Genomic DNA, 16,115 nt, shown 5'->3' on the forward strand with positions numbered 1-16,115 from the left:
TTGGCGGCGTTGCGCTAACTACACAATGGCCTTGTCGTCATCCGCTACTACTTTCTGTGCTAAATCCTTGGTTTTGCCGATGATGTAGCGCCGCCCCTTGTCGTAGCTAAGGTAGCTCCACGTCCATTGCAGCAGCACCATCACGCGGTTGCGGAAGCCGATGAGGGACGCCACGTGCACCACGCCCCAGGCCAGCCAGGCCAAGAAGCCCTGCAGATGGTATTCGCGGCCGAAAAGCTTCACGTCGGCCACGGCGTGGTTGCGGCCGATGGTGGCCATCGAGCCCTTGTCCTGGTAGTGAAACGGCTGGAGCGGCTGGCCGGCCAGCAGCCGGGTCAGGTTTTCGCCCAGCAGGCGGCCTTGCTGCAACGCTGGCTGCGCCACCATGGGATGGCCCTCGGGGTGCGCGGCGGTGTGCATGGCGGCAATGTCGCCGATGGCAAACACGTTTTCGTAACCCCGCACACGGCTGCATTCGTCTACGGCGTAGCGGTTGCCGGGCAGCAGGCATTCGGAGCGCAGGCCGGCAATGGGCGCGCCCGTGACGCCGGCCGCCCAAATCAGCGTGCGGGTGATGAGCTGCTGGCCCGTGTTCAGCGTGACGGTGTAGCCGTCGTAGGATTTCACGCGGGCCTCCAGCCACACCTGCACGCCAAATTCCTTCAGCCCCTCCAGCGCTTTTTGCGAGGCATTGGCCGACATGCCTTTGAGCAGCGCCGGCCCGCTTTGCACCAGGTGAATGTCCATTTGCTTGAAGTCCAGCTCGGGATAATCTTTGGGCAGCACATGGGTTCGCAGCTCGCTCAGGGCCCCGGCAATTTCGACGCCCGTGGGCCCGCCGCCCACTATCACGAAGTCGAGCAGACTGTTGATTTCGCCGATGTCGCCGAGCTGTAAAGCCTGCTCAAAGTTCGAGAGCACGGTGTTGCGCAGCTCAATGGCATCGTCGATGCTTTTGATGGCGATGGCATTTTTCGCCATCTGCTCGTCGCCGAAATAGTTGGTGGTGGCGCCGGTGGCCAGCACCAGGTAGTCGTAGCGCACGCGCCCGATGCTGGTTTCCACTACCTGCGCCACGGCGTCCACCGCTTTCACCTCGGCCATGCGGAAGTAGAAATTCTCCTGTCGGCTCAGGATTTTGCGAAACGGCGACACGATGTCGCCCTCGTCAATCCCGGCCGAGGCTACCTGGTAGAGCAGCGGCTGAAACGTGTGGTAGTTCTGCTTGTCGATGAGCACGACCTGCACCGGGGCCTGGGCCAGCGCCTTGGCCAGCTCCAGACCGCCAAAGCCGCCGCCCACTATCACCACGCGCGGCTTGCCGAGGTCATCAATCTTTATTAAGCCTTCCATGCGGTAAATCTCGGGGCCGGCGAGTGCCCGGCAGCGGCGTTACTTACCGCATTCGGCGGCAAGGGGTTGCTGTTGGCTCGTTGGCGGCCTGCTCGAACAGCAGCTGTTTGGCCGAGCTTGCCTCGTAGAGTCCGCAGCTTCCGACCTTCGATTACAAAGCAAACCGGGGGCGAATGTGGTTAAAGCCGCGCCGCCGCAAGCTCCCACCATGAGACTGGAACCGGCTGTTATCGAACTCTTACCGTAGGTTCGGCTGTTGGGGCGCTACTTCCACGTTTCTTAGTTTTTCGCTTATGAGTGTATTGTCGTCCGCTGCGCTGTTGGTTGGTACTTGCCTGTTAGGAGCCGCTGCGCCGGGGCCTCGGGTAGTCGAAAACCAGTCCGTAACCGTCGTGGTAACGTCGCTGGTGTCCACCACTTCTACCGTGCGGCTGTACTTCTACAACACCCGCGAAGGGTTCCTGAAGAGCGGCAAATGGGCATTTTCCAAGGCGGTGAAGCCGGAAGGCAAGCGGCAGTTTACGCTGCCCGTGGAGCTGCCGCAGGGCGAGTGGGCCGTGGCCATCACCCAGGACCTCAACAACAACGACAAAATCGACAAGAACTTCATCGGCATCCCCACCGAGCCCTACGCGTTTTCCAACAACGTGCGGCCCACCATCGCCGCCCCGGTGTTTGACGAATGTAAGTTCATGGTAGACGGGCCGGGCAAAGTCGTGAGCATCGTGCTCAAAGACTAAGCGGTGAGCCATAAGCTTTAATCGACAGGTTATTGTTTTGATTGCCAATTGGTTGCCAGTTATCCAAAGTGCGTTGCCTTATGCTTAACTGCTGCCTGGCCAGGGGAGCTACCCGCCGTTGTGCGTGAATATGCCGGCGCGGCAGGCGGTTATTCCCAAATAATTTCCGGGGTTGCTTTGGCCAGTTCTCTGCCGCTGGCCGTGCGGATGCGCAAGGTGAATTGCTGCGGCGTTCCGCCGGTTGGCTTGGGGCCGATGCGCAGGCTGATTGGCATGTAGAGGTCGGGCGCTTGCCATTTGCTCAGCGAGTCGGCGAGCTGAGCCAGGGGAAAATCCAGGTTGCTGTACCGATTGTAGCCGCCGGTGCAGCGCACGAATGTTTCCAGCGACTGGCCCGCGGGCACGCCATTAAATGCGTTGTTGCTGGTGAGCGTCACTGCCGCCACCTTCTCTTTCAGGCCTTTCATGCCCCCATCTTCGCACTGCCAGGCCTGGGCTTGGCTCACAAACGGCGAGCCGCCCCAGGTGCCTGCCACCAAATCCACATCAAGCCGCACGGCCACCAACAGCTCCGGCGCCGAGGTGCGCGCCCCCTCAATGAGCACTGGGCTACCTGGGGCCGGCTCGGTCATAAACAGCATTATTTCCCGCAGGCTAGCGAAATCACGCTTTTCCTCCCGGCAGCAGGCCACCGGTACCAGGCCCAGAAACAGGAGCGTCAGAAATAGCTTGATGAGCCTTGTTTGAATGCGGTAGTGAGCCATTGCGCGGGGGGGAGCAGTAAGTAAGGGTAGATAGCGCAAGATACTCGCAAAAAGTACGGCTGCGGTAGCTGCTTTTAGTTTCCCATTAGCGGGCCTGTACCGGCCAATTGCGGTTGGCCATTCCATCTGTATTGAACGCGCCCTGGGGCGTTCAGTGCGCGTCTTTCAGCCGCAGAACGCGCCAGGGCGCGTTCCTACAATGCCGGTTGCAGGGTCGCCAGCTGCTTGTTGATGAAGTCGATTTCCTCAAACGTGAGTTGAAAGCTCATGGCGCGGGCGTTTTGCACGGCCTGCTCGGGATTGCGGGCGCCCACCAGCGCCACGCCGATGCCGGGCTGCGCCAGCGTCCAGCGCAGCACCAGCTGGCCAAGGGTGGCGTTTTTGGTCTCGGCCAGCGGGCGAATTTTGTTCAGCACAGCGTTGGTGCGGGTCACGGCTTCGGGCGTGAACAAGCGGTGGCCGTTGCGCAGGTCACCTTCGCCAAACCCCTGGCCGGGCTTAATTTTGCCCGTCAGCAAGCCCAGCTGCAGCGGGCTGTACACCAGAATGGCTTGGTTGTTTTCGAGGCAGTATGGCACCACATCGGCCTCAATAGCGCGCCGCACCATGCTGTAAGGCACCTGATTTGAAACCAGGCGCAGGGTTTTTTGGGCTTCCTGCATCTGGGCCACCGAGTAGTTGCTCACGCCCGCGGCCCGCACCTTGCCCTGCTCCACGAGGCGCGCCAGGGCCTCCATCGTCTCATCAATCGGGGTGGTGCTGTCGGGCCAGTGCTGCTGGTAGAGGTCGATGTAGTCGGTGCCGAGGCGGCGCAGGCTGTCTTCGCACTCTTTTATAATGCTGTCGCGGCCGGCGTATTTATACACGTCGAGGTCGTGGCCGCTGTTGTCCTTGGTTTTCATGGCGAATTCGCCCTGGGCCAAATCCCAGCGCATGCCGAACTTGGTGAGGATTTGCACCTTGTCGCGCGGCAGGGTTTTGAGGGCTTCGCCCACAATCTGCTCGCTCAGGCCCATGCCGTACACGGGCGCCGTATCGATGCTGGTCACGCCCAAATCGTAGCTGGCCTGGATGGCGCCCACGGCGTCGTTTTGTTCGGTGCCGCCCCACATCCAGCCGCCGGCCGCCCAGCTACCGAAAGCAATGCGCGAAACCCGGACGCCGGAAGAGCCTAATTCTTGAAATTCCATAAAAGGGGAGGGGAGGTGTTCTGGTGAGAAAAACGGCTGCTCCGGCAGGGGAGGAGCCAAGGCGGCTAACTGCGCTTGTCAGTGGAATGTTGCGCCCCGCCCAAAGCTGCGGCGGGGATACCAGCCGCCCGCCAGGCACCGCCGCGCGGCAATAATCCGTAAACTTTTTGGACCAACTCAATTGTTGTACCTACATTGGTTTTATAACGCCCTTTATTATGAAAGTTGAAATCTGGTCCGACATCGTTTGCCCCTTCTGCTACATCGGTAAGCGCCGCTTCGAGCACGCCCTCGAAAAATTCCCGCACGCCAATCAGGTAGAGGTGGTTTGGCGCAGCTTCGAGCTGACGCCTGACTACCAGCCCGAGCCCGGCCGCAACGTGTACGAGTCCCTGGCCGAGAAAAAAGGTATTCCGGTGGCCCAAGCCAAGCAAATGAGTGATAACATGGCCAACATGGCCAAAGAAGTAGGCTTGGATTACGACTTCGACCACGCCGTGCCCACCAATACTTTCCTGGGCCACCAGCTCATTCACCTCGCCGCCAAGCACGGCAAGCAGGGCGAAGCCAAGGAGCGCCTGATGGCCGCCTATTACCTACAAGGCCAGAACCTGAACGAAATCGACACGCTGGCGCAGCTGGCCACCGAAATCGGCCTCGACGCCGAGGAAGCCCGCGCTGCCCTCACCGCTGGTACCTACGCCGAGCAAGTGCGCTACGACGAATACCAGGCCCAGCAAATCAACGTGCGCGGCGTGCCTTTCTTCATCTTCGAAGACAAGTACGCGGTATCGGGCGCCCAACCCACTGAGCTGTTCGCCGAGGTGTTGGAAAAAGTGTGGGACGAGTCCCGGCCCGCTAAACCTGCCCCGGTGATGCTGGCCGACGGCCCCGCCTGCGGGCCCGACGGCTGCGAGGTGTAAAGTAATGAGCCGTTAGCTTTTAGCTAATAGCTGATAGTTTTCTTGTTGTTATTCAGATTATTACACTCAGGTCGTTGTGCAAATGATTTTGGCCGGTTACTTAAACGCGCCGTTTAGTGGCTGAAATTCTTCCGGTGTATTGCTGGTACGCACGTCAGCCCTTACTTTCAGATAAACTTTCGCGACGTTCCCTGCTAGCCACCCTTCCCGCTCAGCTGCCGTGCGCAAGTCGTGTCAAAACCAGAGCTAACAGCTATTAGCTAAAAGCTAATGGCTCCTGTATAAATGGACCCCGCCATCCTGCTTCCCGCCGCCAGCTACGAGTTTGCCACCATTCAGAAAGTGAGTGGCGCCGGTCCGCCCGTTTCGGCTTCCGACCAGCTTGCGGCCGAGGAACCGCTCGAAATCCGCGTGGGCTACGAGGTGGCGGGGCAGCGGCAGCACCGCACCCTGTCCGTGACGATGCGGACGCCGGGGCACGACGAAGAGCTGGCCGCCGGGTTCCTGCTCACCGAGGGCATTATTCAGGGCAAGGCCGACGTGCTGGGCATCATTCCCTGCCCCGATGTACAGAAGGCTGAGGAAGCCGGCAACGTGACTCGCGCCGAGCTCGCGGCCCACGTAAAAGTAGATTTTGGGGCGCTGGAGCGGCATTTTTACACCAGCTCCAGCTGCGGGGTGTGCGGCAAAACCAGCATCGACGCCGTGCGCAATGCTTCCTGCCCCGTGCTGCCCACCGCCGGCCCCTACCTGCACTACGAAACGGTACACCTGCTGCCCGAGCGCCTGCGCGCCGCCCAGGCCGGCTTCGAGCAAACCGGTGGCCAGCATGCCGCCGCGCTGTTTACGCCGGCCGGTGAGCTGCTTTTGCTGCGCGAAGACGTGGGCCGCCACAATGCCCTGGACAAGGTGATTGGGGCCGCGCTGCTGGCCGATTGGCTGCCGCTGCACCAGCACGTGCTGCTGGTGAGCGGCCGCGTCAGCTTCGAGCTGGTGCAGAAAGCCGCAGCGGCGGGCATCGGCATCATCGCCGCTGTGGGTGCCCCGAGCAGCCTGGCGGTGCAGGCCGCCGAAAGCTTTGGCATGACGGTGCTGGGCTTCGTGCGGCAGGGTCGCTACAACGTGTACAGCCACGGCTGGCGGTTGAAAGAAGTTAATAATTAGGGGTCACAGAAAAGTTGCTCAATTGCTATAGTTGCCTGCAACGGCCGTCCGTGCTTTGCGTTACCTTTGGAGAGGGCGATTCAAGCCTTCCGCATCATGAAACTCCGCATTGAAGACGACACCCTGCGGCTGCGCCTTTCCGGCTCCGAATTGCAGGAATTTGCAACTACCGGCCGGGTGGTTTCCAGCGTACACTTTGGCGCCGGCGCCGGCCAGCAGCTTGCGTATGCCTTGGAGCGAGGCTCGGAAATGGCGCAAACTGCGCCGCTGGCCGAGCCCGTGCAAGTGTACTACGAGCCGGGCGCCATCACAGTGCGCGTGCCCTTCGCGTTGGCCAAAGCTTGGGTGGAAACCGACCAGAACGGGTTTTCGCACGTCCTGCCGCTGGCTGAAAACCAGCAGCTTACTGTTTTGGTTGAGAAAGACCTCGACTGCCGCCATTGAGTAGGGGCGGAATAAGTCGAGAAACGAAACCGGCCCCTTGGCCGGCGCCTCCCTGTTTTGCTTGTGTCTGTTGTCCAACGCTCAATTTTTAATTGAATTCCCATGGAAAAATCTCCCGCTGAAGACCCCAGTCAGGCTGGCAAAACCGAGCAGCAAGGCGCTGAAAGCAACCAGCCCCGCAGCGGCGAGCGGCCCGACCAGGGTGCTGCCCCCGCGCCCGACCACTATACCCCCGCCTCCCAAAGCCACCACGACATGAGCAATATAGACGCGCCCGATGTGCCCAACGCCAAGTACCGCCATCCCATTCTGGCCCAGCCCCCGGAAGCCCTGACGGGGCTCAAATTGAAGGAGCAGGACCGGGTGGCCGCCGGCGTCACGGCCGTTATCAAGTCGATGGAATTCAGCTGGAGCGAGGGCGGCCTGCAGCGCGGTACCAAGGGCCTGCTTCGGATGAACCAGAAGGACGGTTTCGACTGCTCCAGCTGTGCCTGGCCTGACCCCGATGACCACCGCTCGGTGGCCGAGTTCTGCGAGAACGGCGCCAAGGCCACCGCCTCCGACGCCGACGATAAGGCGGCCGGACCCGAGTTTTTCGCCAAATACAGTCTGGCCGAGCTCTCGCGCATGACCGACCGCGACCAGAACAACGCCGGCCGCCTCACGCATCCGATGGTAAAACGCCCCGGCGACAACCATTACAGCCCCATTACCTGGCCCGATGCGTTCAAAATTATTGGTGATGAGCTGAACGCGCTGAATTCGCCCGACGAAGCCATTTTCTACACCTCCGGCAAGGTGCCGAACGAGCCGGCTTTTCTATTCCAGCTCTTCGCCAAGCAGTTTGGTACCAACAACCTGCCCGATTGCTCCAATATGTGCCACGAGAGCAGCGGCTCGGCGCTTAGCCCCACCCTGGGCCTGGGCAAAGGCTCCGTCACGCTCAACGATTTGCACGAGGCCGAAGTTATTCTCATCATCGGTCAGAACCCCGGCACCAACCACCCGCGCATGCTGTCGGCGCTGCAAAAGGCCAAGCGCAACGGGGCCAAAATCATCAGCGTAAATCCGCTGATTGAAGCAGGCCTTCAGAACTTCAAAAACCCTCAGGATTTTATGAACCCGCTGCGGGCCCTGGGCGCCCTCATCGGCGACGGCACCCAGATTACCGACCTGTTTCTGCAAGTCCGGATTGATGGCGACATGGCCCTGCTGCGCGGCATCATGAAGCACCTTTTCGAAGCTGAAGAACTCAACCCCGGCCGGGTAGTGGACCACGGCTTCATTGCCGAGCATACCACCGGGTTCGAGTCCTTCGAGCAGAACATTCGCAACACCAGCTGGGAAGACATCGAATCGGAGAGCGGCATCAGCCGCGCTCAGCTGCTGGAAGCGGCCAACATGCTGGCCACCAAGCAGAAAATTATTACCTGCTGGGCCATGGGCGTTACGCAGCAGCGCCAGGGCGTGCAAACCATCCAGGAAATCGTGAACCTGCACCTGATGAAGGGCGCCATCGGCAAGCCCGGCGCGGGCACCTGCCCGGTGCGCGGCCACTCCAACGTGCAGGGCGACCGCACGATGGGCGTGTGGGAAAAACCCGCCAAGGAATTTCAGGACTCGCTGGGTAAGGAATTCAATTTCAGCCCGCCCTACGAGCACGGCCTCGACGTGGTAGATTCCCTCAAGGCCATGTACCGGGGCCAAACCAAGGTGTATTTCAGCTTTGGCGGCAATTTGCTGGCCGCCGGCCCCGACACCGAAGTCATTGCCGAAGGCATGCGCAAGCAGAAGCTCACCGTTTTTGTGGGTACCAAGCTCAACCGCGGCCATCTCGTGACCGGCGACACCAGCTTGCTGCTACCCTGCTTCACGCACCTGGACATTGACATGCAGAAAGCCGGGCACCAGATGACTTCCTGCGAGAATTCGATGGGCGTGGTGAGCCAGAACAAAGGCGTGCTGGTGCCCCTGCCCGGCCAGATGATGAGCGAAGTCGCCATCATCGCGGGCGTGGCCATTGCCACCCTGGGCGACAAAACCAATATCGCCGATTGGGTAGCCATGACGGAGAATTACGACGTCATTCGCGACCACATCAGCCGCGTGATTCCGGGTTTTGAGGACTTCAATGAGAAGCTGCGCCGCCCCGGCGGATTCTACCTGCCCAACGGCCCCCGCGAGCGGAGGTTTACCACCAAAAACGGCAAGGCCAACTTTTCCACCACCCAGCTGGAGAAGCACCACCTCGAACCCGGCCAGCTGGTGCTGATGACCGTGCGCAGCCACGACCAGTTCAACACCACCATCTACGAGTACAACGACCGGTACCGCGGCATTCAGGGCGAGCGCCGCGTGCTATTTATGCACCGCGACGACATGGCCGACCGTGGCATCAAGGCCAAAGACCTCATCGATATCACCAGCCATTTTGAGGGCGCCGAGCGCACGGTGGAGAAATTCGTGGCCGTGCCCTACGACATCCCGAAAGGCAACGTGTCGGCCTATTTCCCCGAGGCCAACCCGCTGATACCAATTAACAGTGTGGCTAAGGTCAGCAACACGCCCACATCCAAGTACGTGGTAGTAACGGTGGTGCCTACGGCCGTGAACAACGAAAAGCGGGTTAAGTCCCGCGAGGCGATGATGGCCGAGTAGCCAGAATATTGCAAAAAAGTGATAACAGAAAAGGCCCCGACTCAAGTATGAGACGGGGCCTTTTCTGTTAATCGAGCAAAGAAATTACGCTGTTTCGACCGTTTTCTCCAAATCGAACAGTTCGCCCAATAGCTCCACCATGTGTTCACCGTTGTCGCGGCGACAGGCGGCTTTCAGGTGCAGCACGTGCTGCTTCAGAATCTTCTGCATCAGGGAGCGGGTGGCTTCGTCGAGGAGCTTGCTTTCGGCGGGCGTAGCGCGCTTCTGGTAGCGGTCCAGCTCTTCCTGGCGGATGGTTTCGAGGTTGGCTTTCATCTTTTGGATGAGCGGCGAAACCATCATTTCCTTGGCCCAGTCGTTGAGGCCGGCAATGCTTTCGGCAATGATGGCGCGCACCTGGGGCACGGCTGCCAGGCGCGTTTGCAGCGCGGCCGAGGCTTTGCTCTGAATGGCGTCGATGTTATAAACCAGCACGCCGGGCACCTGCTCCACGTCGGAACCAATGCTACGGGGCACGCTCAGGTCCACGAAGAACTTGAAGCTGAGCACATCGAGGTTCTCCACCAATTCGCGGGTGAAAAAGGGGTCGGTACGGTTGATGGAGGAGATGATAACATCGGCGTCCTTCAAGGCGGGCACCAAATCTTCGAAATCCACGAGGCGCATGCCGCACTCTTCGGCCAACTCCTCGGCCTTGGCGCGGGTGCGGTTGCAAATGGTGATATCGCCAAACGCCTTGCTGGCGGCCAGGTGGCGGCACACGTCGGCACCAATCTCGCCCAGTCCTACTACCAGCACGCGCGGGTTGGCCACGTCAGCGGTCAATTCCTCCACTAGTTCCAGCGCGGCGTAGCTGATGGATGCCGCGCCATCGCGGAAGCTGGTTTCGGTCTGCACGCGCTTATTGGTGAAAAATACCGTGTGCAGCAAGCGGTGCAGGAACGGGCCAGCGGCGTCGGCATCGGCGGCCCACTGGTAGGCCGTTTTCACCTGATTGCTGATTTGCAGGTCGCCCACTACCTGGGCGTCGAGGCCCATGGCTACTTCGAAAAGGTGCCGCACGGCCGCGTCGGCGTCGGGCAGCAGGTCGAAATAGGGCAGGAACTGGCCGATGTCGGCGCGGTCCTTGAGGTGGCCGAGGGCGAGAATGATTTCGCGGCTGCGGTCATCTTCGGCCGCGTAGTACACTTCGGTGCGGTTGCAGGTACTCAGCACGAGCAGGTCGGAAAGACCTAAATCGTGGTGCAGCGTGTGCAGGAAACGACGACAAGCCGCCTCATCCAGCGAAAGCAGCTCGCGGATGGCCAGCGGGGCTTTCTTGAAGGAGAGGCTAACGGCCTTGAACGGATGCGACATAGACTGAATCGGCACGAAACCGGGCTACAAAATTACGGCAGGAATCGGCAAGAATGAAACAGGCGGAACAATACTACGGTTTGGCCCCGGCGGCATTTACCCGCGAATCCGCCGGTGGGCCCCTCGTACCTTTGCCGCATGGCCTTACCAAACGCACCCGTTCCCGCTGCTCCCCTCGCTCCTGTTCCCGTGGCAGCCGCTTCGGGCGGGGCCGGAATCTTTGGCGAAACGGCTTCTACGGCATCTAAAGCGGCAAAAGCAGTTGCCGGGCCGGGCAGCGCCGCACCCAGCGTTACCACGCCCGTGGCGTGGGTGCTGCTCTTCGTGCTGGCGGGCATTTGGGGCACGTCTTTTATTTTGATGAAAAAAGGCCTGGTCGTGTTTTCGGCGATGGAGCTGGGCGCTACCCGCGTGAGCGTGGCGGCGCTGCTGCTGCTGCCTTTTGCCCTGCGCCACGTGGGTCAGGTCGAACGCAGCCGGTTTAAGTGGCTGGCGGTGAGTGGGGTGGTGGGCACGCTTATTCCGGCGTTTCTCTTTGCTTATGCCGAAACCAAGCTGGCCTCCGGGCTGGCGGGTGTGCTCAATGCCCTCACGGTGGTGTTTACGCTGCTGATGGGCGCGCTGCTGTTTGGGCAGCGGCTCACGGGGCTGCGGGTGCTGGGCATCGGGCTGGGTTTGGTGGGCACGGTGGTGATGCTGCTGCTGGGCGGCAGCGGCGGCACCGACACGCCCACCGGCGAAGGCAACGCCTGGTACGGCATCTACATCCTGATTGCCACCATCGGCTACGGCCTGAGCGTCAACGTTATCAAATACAAGCTGGGCGGCATGACCCCGATGGCGGTGACGGCCGTGCTGCTACTGCTCATCGGCGGGCCCGCGCTGGCGTATCTGCTGGTGGGTACCAACTTTTTGCACAAGTTAGCCACCGCGCCCGGCGCCTGGCCGGCCTTTGGCTACATCGCCCTGCTGGCCACCATGAGCACGGCCGTGGCGATGGTGCTTTTCAACCGACTGATTCAGCAATCCACAGCCCTGTTCGCCTCATCAAGCACGTATTTGATTCCCATCGTGGCCCTGGCATGGGGCGCGCTGGACGGCGAGGCATTCAACCTCTGGCATCTGCTGGGCATGGTCATCATCCTGGCCGGGGTGCTGATTATCCACCGGGCGCGGTAGGACGTCACCTCACCCCCTAGCCCCCTCTCCAAAAGAGAGGGGGGACTAGTTTTTAGCCTTAATTCTTTATAATTTAGACTTTTAGAGTTAGCGCTAGTTCCCCCTCTTTTTGGAAGAGGGGGTTAGGGGGTGAGGTTGGCGGCCGGGCAAGATTGCATAAATAGGATAGCTGCACGCCCACAGCAACTAAAACGCCGCCGTCACCACCAGCTGTCCCCAACGGTGGGTGCGGGCCCCATCGAATTCCGGTGACACCCAGGTGGAATTAGCCTCCAGGCTGAAGCCTTTGTGGGCCAGCACCAAGCCGGTGGTGTTGCGGGCCACGGTGCGCGCTATGGCGCTGGCCGCAAGCTCATAGGGGTTAGTTTGATTGAATACTCCGCCTTGCAGCGTGGCATCGTAGCCCACCAGGCGGCCTTGCAGCGAAGAATAGCCATACAATTGCCACTGCGCCTGTCCGGCACGGCTGCTGGCGCCCGCTACGCCCAGGCTGGAAAAGTAGGGTTGCAGCAAACCCAGCCGCAGCTGGGCACCAGCGCCGGCGTAGGTGTAGAGCGTGCTGGCGGAAGCCTCCGCCGTGCCCACTACTTCCACAAAACGACTCACGGCCAGCAGCTGCCGCTCGTAGGCCACGCGGTAGCCCAGCACGGCATCGGTCTGAATCTGGTAGTCCCAGCCGCGGGGCTCGGGGTTGTTGGTGGCCCGGTGAATGGCCTGCTGGAATTCCTTGGCAAACGTGCCGGGGCCAATGAAGCCCACCTCCAGCGCCGTAGTGAGGCGCTGCCGACGCTGGTTGCTCACCCGGAAAAATGAGGCGTAGAAGTACGACGCGTACGGCCGGTCGCCCTCCCGAATAAACGCGTCCTTGATGCGTAGCGGCGTGAAACCGTCGTAGCGCAGCATAATGCCGTGGTACTGGGTGCTGCCAGCCGGGCCCCGGAACAGCAGGCCCTGGGTAGGCAGCCGCGCCAGGCTGGGCTGCACCAGGGTCAGGGTCATGCCCTGGGTGAAGTAATAATCGGTGCGAAACAGAAAGTCGTTGGCGTAGGTGTAGCGCAGCAGCCGGTCGGGGCTGGTGGGGTGCAGGGTGTCCGGCAGCATTTGGGCGCGGCCGGGCAGGGCAAGCAGCAGGGTAAAAAACAAGAATAAGAGCGAACGCATGGCAGTAACCGGGGACGAGGAGGGCATACCTACGGCCCCGCAACCTCCAGCGGGTTTGGGGCAGCTCACATTTCCGGCTCCGGCCAGCTCAAATGGGCAGCTTGATATAGAACGTAGTGCCCACGCCTTCCCGGCTCTCAAACCAGATGCTGCCGTCGTGCAGCTGCACCAGGGTTTGAATGATGGACATGCCCAGGCCCGTGGTTTTCTCGCCGCGCAGGCCCGGCCGCCGCGCCGGGGTGAAGCGGTCGAACAGCACGGGCTGAAACTTTTCGGGAATACCCACACCGTCATCGGCCACCGTTACCAGTACGTACTGGGGGTGCTGCGCTAGCGCCAGCGAGATGTGGCCGCCCTCGCCGGTGAACTTGATGGCGTTGGACATCAGGTTGTTTATTACCTGCAAAAACTTGTTGTTGTCCAGCTCTATGTACACGGCATCGGGCGTGCTGCTGAAACTGAAGTGCTTGGCCACCAGGTGCTCGGAACGCTGGTAGGTATCCATCACCTGACGGAGATTGGCAGCCAGGTCCACGCGTTCGCGCTTGAGCTGCACGCTGGCCGACTCGGCAAACTCGCTGTCCACGAACTCGCGGATGAGGTTCACACTCTCGCGGCAGGTTTCCTGCATCACCAGCACCATTTTTTCCACCTGCGGGTCTTGCAGGGCCTGCGTTTTTTCCTGAAAAAACGTTGCCATCTGCTGTAGCAAGTTGAAAGGCCCGGCCAGGTCGTGCGACAGGATTTCCAGAGTCGTGTTCTTTTTGGCCATGAACTTGTCGGCGTTGCGCGTGTACTCGTGGTCCACGGTCACGTCCTGCACGCTGCCGCAGAGTAGCACCTGTCCGTCGCTGGCTACGGCCCGGTGGGCCCGCACGCTCAGCCACCGCAGCGGGGCGTCGGGCTGGGGCTGTAGGCGCAGCAGCAGGTCGTCGTGCAGCTCACCGTTGGCGATATTGCTGAGGCAGGCCAGGGCGTAGGCCTGGTCCTGGGCGGGCAGGTAGCTCAGCAGGCGCGGCAGGTCCTGGGTAACAGTATCGCGGCAGGCCGTCGGAAATAGCTGTTCGTAGGCCTCGCTCACATACAATACCTGACCAGCGCTCACGCTGTACGCGAAAAACAGCAGCGGGCTTCCCTGCAGCAAGTGGTGCAATACTTCAGTCTGGTCTAGCATCACAGGGTAGTTTTCCCAGGTAAAAGGAGGGCCGAGGGTAAGCCTCGCCGGCTAAGCGGGAGTAGCTTCCGTTCCGGTCAGGCGGTTCAGCTTCGAGTTTTGGTAGCCGTAGCCGAAATACACGGCCAGCCCGATGAGCAGCCACACGAAAAACAGCGTCCAGTTGCTGATGCCGAGCTGCGTCATCAAATACAGGTTGATGAGCAGGCCCAGCACGGGCAGGGCCGAGAGGCGCTTGCGGAACGAGAGCACCGCCAGCGCTACGCAAAACATCAAAAACACGATTGTGGGAATCTGGTGGGCAAAGCCGCCGGTGATGCTGCCGCTCACCTCGTCCTTCAGCAGCCAGCCGCGCTGCCCGCTCACGTCCAGCCCAAACTCGTGGTTGTTGGCACCGTTGTAGCGGAAAATGAGGAAGGCGCCCACGGCCAGCACCAGCGGTACCACCCACTTGCCATTGATATACGGCACCTTAAACCGGGCCTCGGAGCGGCCGTAGGGGTCGATGATGAGAATGCCGCCGCAAACCAGCGCAAACGCGAACAGCGTGCCGATGCTGGTGAGGTCCACTACCAAATCCATGTTCAGAACCAGCGCCGGCACGGCCACGAAAAAGCCCGTGACAATGGTAGCAAACGAGGGCGTGTGGAAGCGCGGGTGAATGCGCGAAAACACCTTGGGCAGCAGCCCGTCGCGGCTCATCGTGAGCCAGATGCGCGGCTGGCCCAGCTGAAACACCAGCAGCACCGAGGCCATGGCAAATACCGCACTCACCGCCACCAGGCCCGAGAGCTTGGGCAGGCCCACTTCAGCAAATACAAACGAGAGCGGGTCGCCCACGCCGAGCTTGGTGTAGGGCACCATGCCAGTGAGCACCAGCGTGATAATAACGTACAGCACCGTGCAGATGATGAGGGCGTACATCATGGCCTTGGGCAGGTCGCGCTGCGGGTTCTTACACTCCTCGGCGGTAGTCGAGATGGCATCGAAGCCGATGTAGGCGAAGAACACCGCCGACACGCCCTTGAGCACGCCGCCCACGCCGTTGGGGGCGAAGGGGCTCCAGTTGGCCGGCTCGATGTAGAATGCGCCCACGGCGATAACCACCACAACCACAATCAGTTTTAGTAGTACCAGGATGTTGGAAGCCGTCTTGCTTTCCTTGATGCCCACGTACACCAGCGCCGTAATGGCCACCGTGATGGAGAACGCCGGCAGGTCGACCACCAAATGCCAGTCGCCGAACAGGACAGGGGCGGAGTTCCAGATGTTGTAGCCTTCGAGCTGCGCGGGCGTGGCCTGCGAGAGCGGCAGCTTGGCCTGCATGAGGGCCAGCACGGCGTTGTAGCCCTGATAGGCGCTTTGGGTGCCGGTGCTGAGGTAGGCCGGAATGTGCAGCCCGATGCCATCAAGCAGGCCGGTGAAATAGTCGGACCAGGAAATGGCCACCACGATGTTGCCCACCGCGTATTCCATAATCAGCGCCCAGCCGATAATCCAGGCTGCGAGTTCTCCAAACGAGGCGTAGGCGTAGGTGTAGGCCGAGCCGCTGACCGGAATGGTGGCCGCGAACTGCGCGTAGCACAGCGCCGAAAACGCACAGGCCACAGCCGTGAACACGAACAGCAGCGACACGGCCGGCCCGCCGTCGAGGCTGGCCTTGCCGATGGTGCTGAAAATGCCGGCCCCGATAATGGCCGCGATGCCCAGCGCCGTGAGGTCGCGCACGGTGAGGTGACGTTCGAGGCCGCCGGGCGCGTGGCCCTCGGCATCGGCGGGTGGATTTTGGAGGATGGCCGCAATGGTTTTGCGGCGAAACAGGGACTTATCAGAGCGCATGCAGGGTGGGCGGGACGGGTTTGAAGGGCAAAAGATAAAGCAAAATGACGGGGGCGTGTGCAATCCGGCCTTGGCGTGCATCAGCAAAGCAGTCCCTTTTACCCCTCCTTCCGCTTATGCGCCCGCCTGTTACCCTCGCCATTCCGCAGCCCTGCCACGAAAACTGGGCC

At 61.0% G+C, this 16,115-nt stretch carries 13 protein-coding genes; 6 read left to right on the forward strand and 7 right to left on the reverse strand.

Annotated elements, in window-relative coordinates:
- Positions 1–18 precede the first annotated feature (18 nt).
- Complete coding sequence (locus GM79_RS09015; RefSeq protein WP_051718693.1) at positions 19–1,353, reverse strand: NAD(P)/FAD-dependent oxidoreductase; 1,335 nt, start codon at positions 1,351–1,353, stop codon at positions 19–21.
- Positions 1,354–1,646: 293 nt separating this feature from the next.
- On the opposite strand from GM79_RS09015, the gene GM79_RS09020 reads away from it, so the two are divergent.
- Positions 1,647–2,093, forward strand: a complete 447-nt coding sequence (locus GM79_RS09020) for a DUF2141 domain-containing protein (protein WP_081867648.1) — start codon at positions 1,647–1,649, stop codon at positions 2,091–2,093.
- Positions 2,094–2,242: 149 nt separating this feature from the next.
- On the opposite strand, the gene GM79_RS09025 is transcribed toward GM79_RS09020, so the two are convergent.
- Both GM79_RS09025 and GM79_RS09030 read right to left on the reverse strand, forming a co-directional pair.
- The gene (locus tag GM79_RS09025) at positions 2,243–2,857 is read right to left on the reverse strand and encodes a hypothetical protein (RefSeq protein WP_035562545.1); all 615 of its coding nucleotides are present in this window, start codon (positions 2,855–2,857) and stop codon (positions 2,243–2,245) included.
- 194 nt (positions 2,858–3,051) lie between these two features.
- Positions 3,052–4,047, reverse strand: a complete 996-nt coding sequence (locus tag GM79_RS09030) for an aldo/keto reductase (protein WP_035562548.1) — start codon at positions 4,045–4,047, stop codon at positions 3,052–3,054.
- Between the two features lie 218 nt (positions 4,048–4,265).
- Here GM79_RS09030 and GM79_RS09035 point away from each other — a divergent pair, with 218 nt between their 5' ends.
- The 4 genes from GM79_RS09035 to GM79_RS09050 all read left to right on the forward strand — a co-directional run bounded on the left by GM79_RS09035 (position 4,266) and on the right by GM79_RS09050 (position 9,236).
- Positions 4,266–4,970, forward strand: a complete 705-nt coding sequence (locus GM79_RS09035) for a DsbA family oxidoreductase (protein WP_035562551.1) — start codon at positions 4,266–4,268, stop codon at positions 4,968–4,970.
- A 285-nt stretch (positions 4,971–5,255) separates the two neighbouring features.
- Positions 5,256–6,134, forward strand: coding sequence for a formate dehydrogenase accessory sulfurtransferase FdhD (fdhD, locus tag GM79_RS09040; RefSeq protein WP_051718695.1), 879 nt, complete (start codon positions 5,256–5,258; stop codon positions 6,132–6,134).
- A 96-nt stretch (positions 6,135–6,230) separates the two neighbouring features.
- Positions 6,231–6,578: a DUF7009 family protein gene (locus GM79_RS09045; protein ID WP_035562556.1), complete on the forward strand. Its 348-nt coding sequence runs from the start codon at positions 6,231–6,233 to the stop codon at positions 6,576–6,578.
- Positions 6,579–6,680: 102 nt separating this feature from the next.
- Positions 6,681–9,236, forward strand: a complete 2,556-nt coding sequence (locus GM79_RS09050; protein WP_081867649.1) for an FdhF/YdeP family oxidoreductase — start codon at positions 6,681–6,683, stop codon at positions 9,234–9,236.
- An 84-nt stretch (positions 9,237–9,320) separates the two neighbouring features.
- Here GM79_RS09050 and hemA read toward each other — a convergent pair whose 3' ends face one another.
- Positions 9,321–10,592 (reverse strand): glutamyl-tRNA reductase, encoded by a 1,272-nt coding sequence (hemA, locus tag GM79_RS09055; protein WP_035562559.1) that lies wholly within the window; start codon positions 10,590–10,592, stop codon positions 9,321–9,323.
- A gap of 138 nt (positions 10,593–10,730) precedes the next feature.
- On the opposite strand from hemA, the gene GM79_RS09060 reads away from it, so the two are divergent.
- A complete protein-coding gene (locus tag GM79_RS09060) occupies positions 10,731–11,771 on the forward strand; it encodes a DMT family transporter (protein WP_081867650.1) in 1,041 nt (346 codons plus the stop codon).
- Positions 11,772–11,957: 186 nt separating this feature from the next.
- Here the strand turns inward: GM79_RS09060 and GM79_RS09065 are convergent, their stop codons facing one another.
- From GM79_RS09065 to GM79_RS09075, 3 genes are all read right to left on the reverse strand, one after another.
- Positions 11,958–12,932 carry a lipid A deacylase LpxR family protein gene (locus GM79_RS09065; RefSeq protein ID WP_161787147.1) on the reverse strand — a complete coding sequence of 325 codons (975 nt, stop codon included), beginning with the start codon at positions 12,930–12,932 and terminating at the stop codon, positions 11,958–11,960.
- Between the two features lie 88 nt (positions 12,933–13,020).
- On the reverse strand, positions 13,021–14,106 hold the full coding sequence (locus tag GM79_RS09070; RefSeq protein WP_035562566.1) for a sensor histidine kinase: 1,086 nt from the start codon (positions 14,104–14,106) through the stop codon (positions 13,021–13,023).
- 51 nt (positions 14,107–14,157) lie between these two features.
- Positions 14,158–15,945, reverse strand: coding sequence for an amino acid permease (locus tag GM79_RS09075; RefSeq protein ID WP_035562569.1), 1,788 nt, complete (start codon positions 15,943–15,945; stop codon positions 14,158–14,160).
- Positions 15,946–16,115 lie beyond the last annotated feature (170 nt).

The sequence above is a fragment of the Hymenobacter sp. IS2118 genome (assembly GCF_000715495.1).
Lineage (GTDB): Bacteria > Bacteroidota > Bacteroidia > Cytophagales > Hymenobacteraceae > Hymenobacter.